Here is a 13,881-nt window from a genome sequence, read left to right on the forward strand (position 1 = left end):
GCTGTTTCGGACGGGAAGCGAGGGAGTGACGAGGCCCGGTGTCAGCGCGCGGCGACGGGCTCGAGCGTCTCCGGCTCGGCGGCGAGCTCGAGATTCTCACGTCGTTCGAGCTCTCGTCGCTGATGCGCCGCGTATCGGCCGCCCCAGTCGGTCAGGGCCTCGACGAGGGGCATCGACCCGCGGCCGAGGTCGCTCAGTCGGTACTCGACCTTGGGTGGGACCTGCCGGTACACCGTGCGGATGAGGAGCCCGTCGTCCTCCAGCTCACGCAGCTGACGGGTGAGCACACGAGCGGTCGGCTCGTCGAGCAGTCTGCTGAGTTCGCCGAATCGCAGCACCTCATGCTCGTCGAGAAGGCTGAGGATGCTGGGCTTCCAGGCTCCGCCGATCACAGCGATCGAGATCTCTGCGTCGCACGCGTCGCCCCACTCGCGGACGATGCGCTCCGTCTTCTCCCTCATGGGATCCGCCTTCCGTTCCGGCTCATGGTCGCCATAGTATCCAGACGGTCACTATGTACCATCCATGACTGTACTTGTCTGAAGTGTACTCAGGACACGAGACTGATGCGGTGACCTTCCCGATTCCCACGGCATCCGCTCGACCGCGCACCGCCCTGCATCCGTGGCTCGCCATGATCCCGCTGCTTCTCGGCATCCTGATCGGGGCGCTCGCGATCAGCAGCATGTCGACCGCGCTGCCGGCGATCCGCGGCGACCTCGCCCTCAGCGACAGCGGTGCGCTGTGGCTCGTCGACATCTATGCGCTCTCGTTGGCGGCGACCCTGATCATCGCCGCCCGGATCGGCGACGCGTTCGGTCGCAAGCGGATCGTGCTCGCAGGACTCGCGGGCTTCGCCGTGCTCAATCTGGTGGGCGGATTCGCTCACGACGGGATGCTGCTGATCGTCGTGCGCGCGCTGCTCGGCGTCGCCGAAGCCTTCGTGGTCGCGGGCGTCGTCGCCACGATCGGGGCGCACTATCACGCACGGCAGCGCGTGCTGGCCTACGGACTGTGGACTGCGACCTTCGGTGCGGGCAGCGCACTCGGCCCCGTGCTCGGCGGGCTCGTCACCGAGGGGCCGGGATGGCGGTGGCTGCTGTTGGGCAGTGTGCCGCTCGCGGTCGCCGCCGGTGTGCTCGCGATCTGGCTCGTGCCTGATTCCCGCAGCTCCCGGCGACCGTCGTGGGACATCCTCAGCATCGTGTCGTCGATCGTCGCGCTCGGCGCCCTCGTCTTCGCCCTGCACGAGGTGCTCGCAGCCCCCGTCGCCGCGGGCATTGCCGGTGTGCTCGCGGTCGGCACGCTCGTGTTCTTCATCCGACGCCAGCGCGCCCTCGCCGAACCCCTCATCGACATGCGGCTCTTCCGAGTCCCCGGCTTCAGCCCTGCGATCGTGCGCATCGTGGCGAGCGGCGGTGTGTCGACGGCATCCGTTCTGCTGGTGAGCCTGCACCTGCAGGATGCCAGGGGGTTCAGCGCGGCGGAAGCCGGCATCGCGATTCTTCCGCAGGCCGTGGCGATCGCGCTCGGCGGAGTGCTCGCGCCCCTGTTCCTGCGGTGGCTGAGCTCGCCCACGCTCACAGTGCTCGCCCTCGTGGTGCAGGGCGCGGGGCTCGTCTGGCTGTCGACCGGAGTCGATCTCGTCGCGTTCCCGCTCGTGCTGGTCGGAGTGGGGTTCGGGGTCGCAGCGACGCTGGCCGCGACCACGCTCTTCGACGTGACGACCGAAGACGACGCCGGTCAGGTGGGGGCGATCCAGGAGGTCGGCTTCGCGCTCGGCGGCGGCCTCGGCATCGCGGTGCTCGGCACGATCGCCGTCATCGCCGGGTCTCGAGGTTTCGTCGTCGCCCTGCTCATCGCAGCCGGGGCGGTCGTCGCCGCGGCACTCCTGCCACTGTGTCGGCGCACAGCTCCCCACCCCGTCTACCACTGAAGAAAGGCCATCCGTGTCAGCATCACGCCCGACCGTCCACTGGATCTACGCCCACCCGCAGGCGAACTCGTTCAACGCGCGACTGTTCCGCGACGGAGTCGAAGCGCTCTCGCGCGACCACGACGTCGAGATCACCGACCTGTACGCTCAGCGGTTCGACCCCGTCCTCGCGTCCCAGGATCTGGGCCAGCCGCACGGCAGGGAAGGCAACCTCGTCGATCTGATGGGCGAGGCGTACGCGGCGGGGCAGCTGTCGCCGGATGTGATCGAGGAACAGCACAAGCTCGCGGCCGCCGATCTCGTCGTGCTGCAGTTTCCGCTGTGGTGGTACGGCCCGCCGGCGATCCTGAAGGGGTGGTTCGACCGCGTGCTCACCAACGGGTTCGCGTATGGCCCCTCCGATGCCGAGACCGGTCTTCCGCTGCGCTACGGCGAGGGGCCTCTCGCCGGGCGGCGAGCCCTCGTGATCGTCACGGCAGGCGAGGACGACCGTTCCATCGGAGAACGCGGCGTCAGCGGTGATCTGGACTCGCTGATGTTCCCGCTCACCCACGGAACCCTCTGGTACACCGGCATCGAACCGCTCGACCTGCACGTCGTCCACGATGCCGACGGGTTGGACTCGGCGGGCGTCGAACACGAGAGCGCCCGCCTGATCGAACGACTCTCGGGGGTCCGCGACGAGTCGCCGAGCAGTCCGTATCGTCGGCTGCGCGACGGCGACTACCACGGCACCCGGGCGCTCCGACAGGATCTGCTCCCCGGTCGCACCGACCTCGGCATCCACCGCGTGCAAATCGGCTGAACGGAGCGCGCGGCGGCGGCGACGCGCAGGGCCAGCCGGATCCATCCGCGATTTTCCATCCCGACGGTGGCAGAGTTGCCCTGAAGGAGGTCGGTATGGGTGCAGCGATCCTGTGGGGCGTCGTCGCGGCATCGCCTCTGATCATCGGAGCCGCGCTCGCCCTGCTGCGCACCTGGCCGCCGCGCTGGCTCGGCATCGTGCTCGGCTTCGGCGCCGGGGCGCTCATGGCCTCCATCGCGTTCGAGCTGTGGGAGGAGGGGCTGGATCTCGCCGGTCCGATCCCTCTCGTCATCGGCGTCGCGGCCGGAGCTCTGGCGTACTTCCTCGCCGACCGGATCCTCGACGCACGAGCCGCGAAGTCGAAAGATCAGGGGGCGGGGGCGCCGCTCGCGCTCGGCGCGCTGCTCGACGGCATCCCCGAGCAGCTCGTGCTGGGCATCGGCCTCGCCTCCGGTGAACCGGTGAGCATCGCGCTCGTCGTGGCGATCGTGGTCTCGAACCTGCCCGAGTCGATCGGCTCGGCCGCCGATCTGCTGAAAGGCGGCATGGCCAAGTCGCGCGTGCTGCTGCTCTGGGCAGGCATCTCGGTGATCTGCGCGCTCGCGACCGTCGCGGGCTTCGGCCTGGCGAGCGCGACCGGAGATGAGTTCCGTGCGGGCGCGAGCGGCTTCGCGGCCGGTGCCCTGCTCGTCATGCTCGTCGACTCGATGGTCCCGGATGCGCAGGAGAAGGCGAAGCAGGTGACGGGGCTTGCGACGGTGCTGGGATTCGCGCTCGCCGCGGGGCTCTCGCTCGCGAGCTGAGGCCACGCCAACCGCCCGCCATCCGGCGGCCTCCCGGCCGCAGAACGGCCCTGTCTGGCGGGTTACGCTCGGGTGCGACCTCCTGGAGGCTGGCGGGACGCCGACATGACTGCGGCCGAGAACAAAGGAGTTCTGATGACCGAAACAACCCTTCGCCCTCCGTTCGACCCCGAACTGGAGGCCGCGCTCGCGCTTGTCGCAGACACGCTGCCTTCGACCCTGACTGCCGAGATGATTCCCCTGATGCGCCAGTCCCCCGTGAGCGGTGAGGATGAGATCTTCGCCGTGCTCGACGAGCGGGGCTTCACGCGCCGCGACGTGACCATCGCAGGGCATGGCGGCGACGAGATCATCGTCTCGGTGGTCGAGAAGGCCGGTCGCACCGGTACGGGGCCGGGCTTCTTCCATACGCACGGTGGCGGCATGATCATCGGCAACCGCTGGTTGGGGCTCGTGGGATTCCTCGACTGGGCGGAGCGCTTCAACGGTGTGATCGTGACGGTGGAGTATCGGCTGGCACCGGAGTTCCCCGATCCGTACCCGGTCGAGGACTGCTACTCGGGTCTCGTGTGGACGGCCGAGAACGCTGCGGAGCTGGGCATCGACCCGAACCGGATCCTGATCGGCGGAGGCAGTGCCGGTGGCGGCCTGGCTGCCGGAACGGCCCTGCTCGCCCGGGACCTTCGCCGGCCGGCGCTCATCGGCCAGTTGCTGATCTACCCGATGCTGGATGACCGCGATGAGAGCGTCTCGACCCGGCAGATCGACGGGATCGGCGTGTGGGACCGCGGGTCGAACATCACGGGGTGGACCGCCCTGCTCGGCGAGCGCAAGGGCACTGACGACGTCTCGATCTACGCGGCCCCGGCGCGCGCCACCGACCTGGCCGATCTTCCGCCCGCCTTCATCGACTGCGGCAGCGCAGAGGTGTTCCGTGACGAGGACGTCGACTACGCCACCAGGCTCTGGGCGGCAGGCGTGCAGGCCGAACTGCACGTGTGGGCCGGTGGGTTCCACGGCTTCGACATGTTCGCACCGCATACGGCCGTCGCGCAGGCGATGCTGGCCGCGCGCGACGACTGGGTCAACCGGCTGCTCGGGTGACTTCGGCACCCTACGGGCTCGGTCGACGAACCCGTAGGGTGGAAGCCCCGCGCGATGGAGCCCGACATGCAAGATCTGCTGGGGCGGCTCACCGCCCTCGACCCGGATGCAAGTGAGACCCTCAAGGTCGTCTCGTACTTCGACACGCTCATCGCCCGCGCCGTCGGCGTCGAGAGCATGCTGCGCGGGGCAGCGGTGCTGAGCGGTGCCACGGTGGGGCAGCGTGACGCCCGACAGATCATCCGGGTGCGCGCCGACGGGGTGCGCATCGATCCGATCGACCCCGGCGATCGATGGATGCTGCGCGAGAGCGGCCCGGATGCCGTCGCCTGGATCGAGCGCGAGGGGGCTCCCCATACCAACGACGCGATGATCCTCGAGCGTCTCACTCTCGCGCTCGAGATTCTCCGCGCCCGCCGCGCAGGCGATGCGGGGAGCGCCGTCGAGCTGGCGATCAGCGAGTTCGCGGGTGAAGTCGAGCGCGCCTCGGCACTGGCGAGACTGCGGTTGCCGGTCGGATCGGTGGCGGTCGTGGCCTCTCCGCCCGATCCTGCGCCGCTGCCGCAGCATCCTTCCGTCGTGGTCGCGACTCGGCATGGCCTGACCAGGGCGACGATCGTCGTCGCGGGCACGCCCGTGGATCGAGCGTGGACTGACGCGGCCGGCCTGCGTCTGGGCATCGGAACCGCGGGGCCCGGTGAGCACCTCCCCGATTCGTGGGCGGAGGCGCTGATCGCAGCTCGTCTGAGCACCGCCTCAGAACCCGTGGTAGCCGCGGACGACCTCGGTGCCCTGCTGCTGATCGCCGCCGCCGCGGAGTCCCGCGACGTGCATCCGGATGCTGCGGCACTCGGCCGCCTCGATGCCCGCAGTCGGGAACTGCTCGACGCCGTGGTCGACGAGCTGAGCGTACGTGCCGCCGCCGTGCGGCTGGGTCGTCACCACTCCAGCGTGCAGGATCGCCTCACCGCACTGATCGGCGTCCTCGGCTACGACCCGAGGTCGTCACGCGGGCACGCTCGGTATGTGCTGGCCCGCATGCTGCTCACGCTCTCCGCCTGAAGGGCGCAAGGCCGCGTCGCGAGCGGAGCCGCCGGAACGGAGAAGAGGCGTCAGACCATCTCGACGTCGACCTTGAGCTTCGCATAGGTTCCGATCGCGCGCCGATCGCACGTGAGCAGCGTGAGCCCGGCCGCGCGCGCGGCCAGAGCCACCAGACCGTCGTAGACCGCGCCGCCCGCGATGCCCGCCTCGGCCAGCTCGGAAACTGCGCCCACCGCGTCTTCGGATGACAGCGCGACGGACCGAGGGAACTCCTGAGCGATCACTCGAGCCGCGGCCGCGGGGCTGAGACGGCTTCCGCCCGGCAGTCGGGTGAGCACGGAGTACGTCTCGAGCAGTGCGTGCCCCGCCAAGCCGAGAAGGAGTCCGGCGCATGCGGAGCGAACGAGCTCGTGCGCCTCGCTGTCCTCCAGCACGAGTGCGACCGCCGCGCTCGTGTCGAGAAGCAGGTCAGCGCTGGTCGGCAAGACGAAGCTCCCTGATGTCGTCAGCCGAGAGGGGCGTGCCTCCGCCACGGATGACCAGGCGACCGTCCTTCTCCACGAGGTTGTCGGGCGCCGCGACCTCGATGCGGATGCCGGTGCCGTCGATCATGATGTCGACCGGCCCTGGCAGCATCCCGAGCCGCTCGCGGATCGACGCCGGTATGACGACGCGCCCTGCCTTGTCAATGGTCGCATGCATGCCATGACGATACCATTCCGATGGCAAGCGCACCAGGACTCAGAACCCGGGGTACTCCTGCAGCTTCTGCTCGAACTCGGCGCGGTCGGCGTCGCTGAGCACTGCGCTCGCGATGACGACCATCTGCAGCCCCTCGAGCGGTTCTCCGGTGCGGGCGCTCTGCGCCTCTCTGGTCTTCAGGAAGTCGCCGGACGGATCGTTCGAGAGGTCGAAGATGTTCGTGTAGAACCGCATCGGGTCGGGGTAGTTCTCGGTGTAGTACTCCCACGTGTGCTGCTCGCGGGGGTCCTCGCTGCCGTAGAGCTTCGCGATCATCGACGGATCGATGCCCGAATACTCACCGTTGAACGAGTACAGCGACGGCAGGCCGTGCTCGGCGACGACCTCGTCGATCGTGGCCATGACCTCGAGCTTCAGGCTGTAGTCCTGGATCGGCTCGCTGGTCGCCCAGCCGACGGACGTGTACTCGACGAGCATCGACTCTCCGCCGTAGCCGTTGCGCTCGGGGCGCAGATCCTCGTCGCCGACCTGCACCCACTCGTAGCCGTATTCGGCGGTGACGCGCTCGCGGATGTCGGCGAACAGGCTGTCGGCCTCGGCCTGCACGTCTTCGAGAGACTGCTGCCGCAGAGCATCCTGAGGATCCGTGCCCTTGATGCCGGGGTAGGCCTCTTCGTGCTTCTGCTCCTCGGTCTTCATGCCGTCATAGCTGCCCGAGGCCGAGGTCTGCAGTGCGCCGATGCCGCCCACCGTGGCGACGTTGAAGATCAGGGTGACCGCAAGGGCGACGGCTCCCAGGGTGCGTCCGCGGGCGGTGAACATCGCACCGATGATGACGGCGACGACCACGAGCTGCAGGGCCAGCATGGTCACGCCGTAGAGTGCGTCGGTCGCTCCGATCGCCAGGGTGATGAGGAGGATCAGAGCGAACAGGATGCCGACGACCAGGGCGACCCAGCCGAGTGTGTTCGCCGGTCTCTTCTCCTCCGCCGAGGCTTCGGCCGCGGTCACCGTGCCCGACATGGCCGGGGAGCCCGGATGCTGCACGACGGGACCGGCCTGACGGCGTGCGTTGCGATAGCCGCCGGGCGGCGGAACGGGCGGAGCCCCCTCAGTGCCGGCGACGTAGCGGGCCCGCTGCTTCTCGTGATCCATCACCATGGCTTGTCCGTTCCCGAGCCGCCGCCGTCGTCGCCCTGCTGCTGATCGCGCTCCTGCGTGCCCTGCTCGAGCTTCTCCTCGAGCTCTTCGAGCTTCTCGTCCGAGGGCTGCGGCTCCTGCTCCTGCTCTTCCTCGGGGGGCGGCTGCTGCTCGTTCTGCTGCTTCTGCTTGAGACGGTCTTCGAGATCTTCCTGGCTCTGCTGCATGTCGCGGTCAGGGTCGGACGACTGCTCCTGCGCCTCGTCGCTGTTGCATTCCTCCGGCGTCTCGGTCGTGACGGTGAGCGCCTCGCCATAGAACTCGGCGGCTGCAGCGCCGTCGCCCTCGGCGCGGGCGGCGTCGCCCATGCGCTCGAGGACGAGCGCCAGGTTGATGCGCACCGTGCACACCTCGAGGCCGGTCGCGAGGTCGAGCGACTCCTCGAGCTTCGCCCGCGCCTCCGGCAGCTTCTCGGCCCCGGCCAGTGCGGTGCCCACGTTGAACGGCGCCTTGTAGGGCTCGAACCAGTTGAGGAACTCCTGGCCGCGGGCCGATGCTTCAGAACCCGAGTAGTCGTCGGCCACGTAGGCGGTGATCGACTGGTGCGCGAACGCGTACATGCTGAGGATCTTGCCGACGAACAGCAGGGCGGCCAGCGCGAGGGGCAGCGTGCCGATCGCGATCCACCGACGGATGCTGCGTCGGCGACGATTCGAGGCGAGCAGTGCGGCGGCGGCTGACGCCCTCAGGTCTTCGGGGCTGCCGGATGGCGTCGCGCCTGCACGGGAGGACAGATCGGTCATGCGGCACCTCCGGCGGTCGGCTTCTTCCGGCGGCGGGACGACGACGGCGCTCGCAGCAGACGCAGCCGGGCGACGAGCATGCTCGCCCTCGTGAGCTCCACGCCGAGCAGCGCCACCACGACGAGCGCCGCGATCCAGTACAGCTCGGTCACGTTGCCGACCGTTCCCGACTCGGCATAGCTCGTGGTGGTCGACGGAGCCTCGGGCAGGGTCAGCTCGGCATCCGCGGTGCGGTGCTGGTAGTCGACGCCGAGATCCGCGGCGATCGCCTCGAGGTTCGCCTCGTCGATCACCGACAGTGCGTTCGCCCCCTGATACTCGATGTACCCACTCGATGACCCATCCACGCTGCCCGTGTTGAGTTTCATCGGCCCGCCTTCGGCGGTGCCGTAGCCGAGCACCGCGCCGGCATCCGTGAGCCTCTCGCTGCCGTCGAAGGGCTCGGGCGGCGACGTCACCGTCTGCTCGCCGTCGCCGAAGTAGAACACCATGCGCGAGCGGTCGGGCGAGGCCTCGGCCGCGTTCGACAGTGTGTCGGCGAGCAGCTGGTTGGCGATGCCGATCGAGCTGCCGCGCGACTGACTCGTCACCTCGGGCCGAAGCACCTCGAGCGACGAGACGAGCGCGGTCGTGTCGGTCGTGAGTGGCATGCGCAGGTCGGCAGAAGCGTCGAAGGTGATCAGGGCGAAGCGGGCACCCGGGTACTCGTCGACGATCGTCTGCACGTCGGCGCGGACGCCGTCCAGGCGCGGCTCGTCGCCGTTCCAGTCCTCGGCGACGATGCTCGCGGTCGTGTCGACGACGAGCACGATGTCTGTGTCGGTCGCGAGCGTCTCGGTCGCGCCCCCGGGGATTCCCGGCCGCAGGAACATGACGAAGCAGGCCAGCAGCATGACCAGTCGCATGGCCCACAGCGCCTTGTCGCGTCCCTTGGCCTTCGTCAGCGCGATCACGGCGAGAGCGGCCACCGGCGCGCAGAGAAGCGCCAGGAGGAAGACGTTGAGCACGGGCTGGAAGATCACAGTCTCACCCTCCAGAGCACGACGATGAACGAGAGCATCGAGATCATCAGCACGACGATCCAGAGGTTCGGGGCGTCGGTCCAGACGACCTGCGCCTGACCCTTCAGCGCGGCCGCCTCCTGCTCCTGCACCTGGGCGACGATGTCGCTCACGGTGGTCGTGTCGCGCAGGCCGAAGGCCTGGCCGCCCGTCGCCTCGGCGGCCTTCGTGAGCTCGGCGCTGACGTCGGCATCCTTGCCCTGCACCGGGTTGAGCGCGAAGACCCGGACCCCGTTCGAATCGGCGTACGCCGCAGCCTCGTCGAGAGTCACGATCGAGGCGCCGTTGACCTCGTTGTCGGTGGCGAAGATGATCGATCGCGACCGCTCGTCGTCGGGGTGGTCGAATGCCATGGCACATGCTGCCAGACCGTCGCCGATCAGCGAGGCGCCGTTGCCGTTGAGCGTGCCGACCCAGTGCTCGGGGATCGACTCGCTGAACTCGAAGCTCTCGCGGATGCTCCGCAGGTGGTCGCTGATGAACTCGTAGTCATCGGTCAGGGGGAAGATCTGCACGGGCGAGCTGTTGAAGATCGTGAGGCCGATGCGCTCGCCCTCGAAATCCTCGAGCAGCTCCTCGAAGACGGTGAGCACCTCGACGTCGACCTCGCTCATCGAGCCCGAGACGTCGAGACACAGCATGATGTCGCGGCTCGTGTTGACGGGCTGGATGGTCTGCGACGCCATCGGGCGCGCCGAGACGACTCCGGCAGCCAGAGTCGCGACCACGCCGATCAGCAGGATGCTCGACAACGCCAGCACACGTCGGTTCAGCGCCTGCCGGAAGGTCGGCAGCGCGCGCAGGCGTTCGGCGCGGGCGACACGCGCCCGCTCGTGCTCCTCGGTCTTCGCATGGCTGCGCAGACCGATCACGATGCCGAGCGCGATCGCGACCACGACGACGCCGACGGCGACGAGGATGAGCCACCCGTTCGCTAGTGCCACGTGCGCACCACCGTTCTGGCCGCCTCGGCGCCTGCGATCGGATCGATCGCAGGGCCGGGTCGGAAGATGCTCGGGTAATAGTGGCGCCCCATCGCGTCGACGAGGGCGGGGTGCACTCCGCGAGAAACGAGATCGTCGAGCGCGAGCACCGGGGCCTCGAGACCGCTGTACTCGTTCACGAACGTGCGCACCACCCGGCTGAGCTCGAGGTTCGCGTTGCGGGCCGAGAGCGTGCGCGCGCGGTAGTCGTCTTCGATGTGCTGGATGCGGTCGAAGTACTCGACCCTCAGCTGTGACAGCACATCGGTCGTGAGCAGAGTGGGTCCCTGCGCGTCGCGGGTCAGCGTGAGGTCGCGCCGTGGACGCGTCAGAGCGACGATCAGCCACGCCGCCGCGATCATCAGCAGCAGGATGCCGAAGGCGAGCAGGAGCCATCCCCAGCCGTACTGGAACGGCGGGTAGAGCTCATCGGAGCCGGGCATTCGACCTCCGATTCAGCAGCTGCAGCAGCTGCGAGACGGCGTCGTCCTGACCGGCCAGAACGCTGTGGCTGATCTCCATGCGCTTGAGCAGCTCTGCCAGACGCGCGGCGTCGGCCTCGGTCTGCGCGGCGAGCTCACGGATGATGTCGGGGTCGCCCTGCACGAAGTCGGGCACCTCCCACATGCTGTCGACATCGCTGCGGACGGTGCCCGTCGCGTGGTCGAGCACCGGGTCGGCATCGCTCACGGTCAGCCACAGCACGTCGTGCTGCACGCGCAGTCGGCGCAGCATCCGCTCTGTCTCTTCGGTGACCGGAGCCTCGTCGGTGATGACGACGACGATCATGCGCCGCGCGATCGTGCGGGTGACGTACGACAGCAGCGCGTCTCGGTCGCTCGACGCCGTGCTCGCGTCGATCGACTGGTCGATCGTGCGCAGGGCGTGTTCGAGCGCGCCCTCGCTGCGGCCCGGCGCGCGCCGGCGGATGCGGTCGGAGTCGCCGTAGACGAGAGAGAAGTCGTCACCGTGCCGCAGCGCGAGCACACCGAGCACCCCGGTGGCGAGGATCGCGAGGTCCTTCTTCGACTTCTCGTCGTGCGCGAGCGCGGCCATCGAACGGCCGGTGTCGACCACGAACAGGATGGTGTGCATGCGCATCGCGCGGTGTCGCTTGACCAGCGGGGTGCCCAGTCGCGCCGTGGCGCGCCAGTCGATGTCGCGCACCTGATCGCCGTACTCGTACTTGCGCAGATCCTCGAAGTCGAGGCTGCGGCCGTGCAGCAGCGACGCGTAGGCGCCGTCGAGCGCGTGCAGCGACTTGCGCGACGAGTGGATGAAGAGCTTGCTCTTCACCTGGGCGATCAGGCTGGACATGGTGGGTGGGTCCCTGAGCGTGTCGAAGGTCAGGGTGTGGGCACTGCGGCGAAGATCTGGTCGATGATCTCCTCGCTGCGGATGCCGTCTGCGTCGGCCTCGAAGGTCAGCAGCACGCGGTGGCGCAGCACGAGGTGGCGCAGCGAGCGGATGTCCTCCGGGATCACGTGGCCACGACCGTTCAGCAGCGCCAGGGCTCGGGAGGCCTGCAGGAACGCGATGCTCGCCCGGGGGCTCGCGCCGTACTTGATGAAGCGGGCGCGCTCCTCGCCGATGTACGGCGCGGGGTTGCGGGTGACGTAGGCGATCGAGACGATGTAGTTGCGGATCGCCGGGTCGACGTAGATGCGGCTCGCGACGTCCTGCAGCATGTGCACGTCGTCGAGGCTGATCGCGCTCGAGACGTGGCGGTCGGGGTCGAGCACACCCGAGTCGATGCGCCCGAGGATCTCGAACTCCTCGGCGGGGCTCGGGTACTCGACGATCTCCTTCAGCAGGAAACGGTCCATCTGCGCCTCGGGCAGCTCGTAGGTGCCCTCCTGCTCGATCGGGTTTTGCGTCGCGATCACGAGGAAGGGCTTGGGCAGGTGGTGCACCTCGCCGCCGATCGTGGTCTGGTGCTCCTGCATCGCCTCGAGCATGGCGCTCTGGGTCTTGGCGCTCGAGCGGTTGATCTCGTCGAGCAGCACGAAGTTCGCGTGCACCGGGCCGAGCACGGTGCGGAACGATCCGGTCGCCGCGTCGTAGATCTGGTTGCCCGTGATGTCGCTGGGCAGCAGATCGGGCGTGCACTGGATGCGCTTGAACTGCGCCCTGACGGTGTCGGCGAGCGTGCTCGCAGCGGTCGTCTTCGCGAGCCCCGGAACGCTCTCGAGCAGGATGTGCCCACCCGCGATCAGCGAGATCAGCAGGCTCATGCGCAGACGCTCCTGGCCGACCATCTTCGCGGAGTAGGCGTCTGACACGGTCTTGAGCACGGCGGTCGCGCGCTGAAGCTCAGCCTCGGTGGGGGCTTCTGATTTCTTGCTCGCCGACGTCGACGCCGCGGGTGCCGTGGGTGCGGATGCTGAGGCGGCGGCGCGGGTCGCAGGAGCGGGCGGGGCCGGTGGGGCTGCCTGGGTGGAGGGCACGGGCGGAGGCGGCGGCGTCGAACCTGCAGAGGGGCCGGGCGCGTAGGGCTCGTTCATCGGTATGTCTCCTCGTTCCCACGGGGGACGCGTCGACGACCCCCCGTCGACCAGCGTAACCGCATCCGGTCTCGCCGCTCCGGCCCGGCGACGGATGCAGGTCGAGCTCACAGATGCATGCTCAGAACGGCCCGTGCGGCATGCATCGGTGATCTGCGCATGCAGGTGTCACGGCGTACCGGCTCCGCGCGTCGGATCAGGCCGTGAGGGGGACTGCCGCACTCCGTCTGCGGCCGACCCACACCACGAAGCAGGCGACGCCGATGATCGCGATGGCGATGCCGACGATGTAGCCCGCGACGCCGAGGTAGCCGCCGGGCACGATGTGCGGGTTGAGGAACGGATACGGGTACCACCAGGTCTCGCCGGTGGCGGGGGCGATGATGAGGTTCGCGCGGATCATCGTGTACACGACCCACGCGATGGGGAAGATCGTGGCGATGGCGACCGCGCTCCAGCGCAGTGCGCGTCGGCGTGGTGCGAACAGCAGATCCGCGAGCAGGAACAGCGGGATGACGACGTGCAGCACTTCGTTCGACCAGGGCACGGTGACGCCCTGGGGCAGCTCGACGCCTCTCAGCAGCGTGTTGTAGACGATGCCGGTGACGATCATGTAGGTGCTCACGCAGGCCAGGATGATCGCGAACCAGGTCGGCTCCGGCTCGGTGCCGCGGCGGTGGCGCAGCGACCAGATCGCGCCGATCGCCAGAACGATCACCGCGAGCACGTTCGACAGGATCGTGAAGAAGCTGAAGAAGTTCGCAGCGACAGTCGGCAGGTGCTGACCCCACTCGGTGGTGGATGCGAGAGCGTTCTCGATGCTGCGAGCGAGCTGCGCGATGATCGCCGCGAGTCCGAGCACGGCTGCTGCGAGTCGTGCAAAGGGCCACCAAGTCGTCATATTCGCCTCCGCGCACACTGTATCGGTCGGGATGCGTCTGATCGCCAGACCGATATATCGATACGCGAGACCGCCGACGACAGGACTTCCCGAGG

General features: G+C 68.7%; 16 protein-coding genes. 5 read left to right on the forward strand and 11 right to left on the reverse strand.

Annotation, left to right across the window (positions count from 1 at the left end; translation table 11 throughout):
* Nucleotides 1–41 precede the first annotated feature (41 nt).
* Entirely contained in the window at nucleotides 42–461 is a 420-nt protein-coding gene (locus tag FIV50_RS00455) for a winged helix-turn-helix transcriptional regulator (protein WP_140035706.1), read from the reverse strand.
* 110 nt (nucleotides 462–571) lie between these two features.
* Here FIV50_RS00455 and FIV50_RS00460 point away from each other — a divergent pair, with 110 nt between their 5' ends.
* The 5 genes from FIV50_RS00460 to FIV50_RS00480 all read left to right on the forward strand — a co-directional run bounded on the left by FIV50_RS00460 (nucleotide 572) and on the right by FIV50_RS00480 (nucleotide 5,710).
* Nucleotides 572–1,936, forward strand: a complete 1,365-nt coding sequence (locus FIV50_RS00460) for an MFS transporter (protein WP_140035707.1) — start codon at nucleotides 572–574, stop codon at nucleotides 1,934–1,936.
* Between the two features lie 13 nt (nucleotides 1,937–1,949).
* Nucleotides 1,950–2,741: an NAD(P)H-dependent oxidoreductase gene (locus FIV50_RS00465; RefSeq protein WP_140035708.1), complete on the forward strand. Its 792-nt coding sequence runs from the start codon at nucleotides 1,950–1,952 to the stop codon at nucleotides 2,739–2,741.
* A 95-nt stretch (nucleotides 2,742–2,836) separates the two neighbouring features.
* Nucleotides 2,837–3,544, forward strand: a complete 708-nt coding sequence (locus FIV50_RS00470; protein WP_140035709.1) for a ZIP family metal transporter — start codon at nucleotides 2,837–2,839, stop codon at nucleotides 3,542–3,544.
* A 135-nt stretch (nucleotides 3,545–3,679) separates the two neighbouring features.
* Entirely contained in the window at nucleotides 3,680–4,648 is a 969-nt protein-coding gene (locus FIV50_RS00475) for an alpha/beta hydrolase (protein WP_140035710.1), read from the forward strand.
* Between the two features lie 66 nt (nucleotides 4,649–4,714).
* Nucleotides 4,715–5,710 (forward strand): hypothetical protein, encoded by a 996-nt coding sequence (locus FIV50_RS00480; RefSeq protein ID WP_258184345.1) that lies wholly within the window; start codon nucleotides 4,715–4,717, stop codon nucleotides 5,708–5,710.
* A gap of 50 nt (nucleotides 5,711–5,760) precedes the next feature.
* On the opposite strand, the gene FIV50_RS00485 is transcribed toward FIV50_RS00480, so the two are convergent.
* The 10 genes from FIV50_RS00485 to FIV50_RS00530 all read right to left on the reverse strand — a co-directional run bounded on the left by FIV50_RS00485 (nucleotide 5,761) and on the right by FIV50_RS00530 (nucleotide 13,786).
* Nucleotides 5,761–6,177 carry a PIN domain-containing protein gene (locus FIV50_RS00485; protein WP_140035712.1) on the reverse strand — a complete coding sequence of 139 codons (417 nt, stop codon included), beginning with the start codon at nucleotides 6,175–6,177 and terminating at the stop codon, nucleotides 5,761–5,763.
* Nucleotides 6,161–6,394: an AbrB/MazE/SpoVT family DNA-binding domain-containing protein gene (locus FIV50_RS00490; RefSeq protein ID WP_140035713.1), complete on the reverse strand. Its 234-nt coding sequence runs from the start codon at nucleotides 6,392–6,394 to the stop codon at nucleotides 6,161–6,163. Before FIV50_RS00490 ends, FIV50_RS00485 begins: the two co-directional genes overlap by 17 nt.
* A 39-nt stretch (nucleotides 6,395–6,433) precedes the next feature.
* Nucleotides 6,434–7,555, reverse strand: coding sequence for a hypothetical protein (locus FIV50_RS00495; protein ID WP_140035714.1), 1,122 nt, complete (start codon nucleotides 7,553–7,555; stop codon nucleotides 6,434–6,436).
* Nucleotides 7,549–8,337 (reverse strand): hypothetical protein, encoded by a 789-nt coding sequence (locus FIV50_RS00500; RefSeq protein ID WP_140035715.1) that lies wholly within the window; start codon nucleotides 8,335–8,337, stop codon nucleotides 7,549–7,551. The genes FIV50_RS00495 and FIV50_RS00500 overlap by 7 nt, the downstream gene beginning before the upstream one ends.
* The gene (locus tag FIV50_RS00505; protein ID WP_140035716.1) at nucleotides 8,334–9,359 is read right to left on the reverse strand and encodes a vWA domain-containing protein; all 1,026 of its coding nucleotides are present in this window, start codon (nucleotides 9,357–9,359) and stop codon (nucleotides 8,334–8,336) included. The genes FIV50_RS00500 and FIV50_RS00505 overlap by 4 nt, the downstream gene beginning before the upstream one ends.
* Nucleotides 9,356–10,342 (reverse strand): vWA domain-containing protein, encoded by a 987-nt coding sequence (locus FIV50_RS00510; protein WP_140035717.1) that lies wholly within the window; start codon nucleotides 10,340–10,342, stop codon nucleotides 9,356–9,358. Before FIV50_RS00510 ends, FIV50_RS00505 begins: the two co-directional genes overlap by 4 nt.
* Nucleotides 10,333–10,824, reverse strand: a complete 492-nt coding sequence (locus FIV50_RS00515) for a hypothetical protein (protein WP_140035718.1) — start codon at nucleotides 10,822–10,824, stop codon at nucleotides 10,333–10,335. Before FIV50_RS00515 ends, FIV50_RS00510 begins: the two co-directional genes overlap by 10 nt.
* Nucleotides 10,808–11,698, reverse strand: coding sequence for a DUF58 domain-containing protein (locus tag FIV50_RS00520; protein ID WP_140035719.1), 891 nt, complete (start codon nucleotides 11,696–11,698; stop codon nucleotides 10,808–10,810). The genes FIV50_RS00515 and FIV50_RS00520 overlap by 17 nt, the downstream gene beginning before the upstream one ends.
* A 29-nt stretch (nucleotides 11,699–11,727) precedes the next feature.
* Nucleotides 11,728–12,885, reverse strand: coding sequence for an AAA family ATPase (locus tag FIV50_RS00525; RefSeq protein ID WP_258184346.1), 1,158 nt, complete (start codon nucleotides 12,883–12,885; stop codon nucleotides 11,728–11,730).
* 196 nt (nucleotides 12,886–13,081) lie between these two features.
* Nucleotides 13,082–13,786 (reverse strand): Pr6Pr family membrane protein, encoded by a 705-nt coding sequence (locus tag FIV50_RS00530; RefSeq protein ID WP_140035720.1) that lies wholly within the window; start codon nucleotides 13,784–13,786, stop codon nucleotides 13,082–13,084.
* Nucleotides 13,787–13,881 lie beyond the last annotated feature (95 nt).

Source organism: Microbacterium foliorum (assembly GCF_006385575.1).
GTDB classification, from domain to species: Bacteria; Actinomycetota; Actinomycetes; order Actinomycetales; family Microbacteriaceae; genus Microbacterium; species Microbacterium foliorum_B.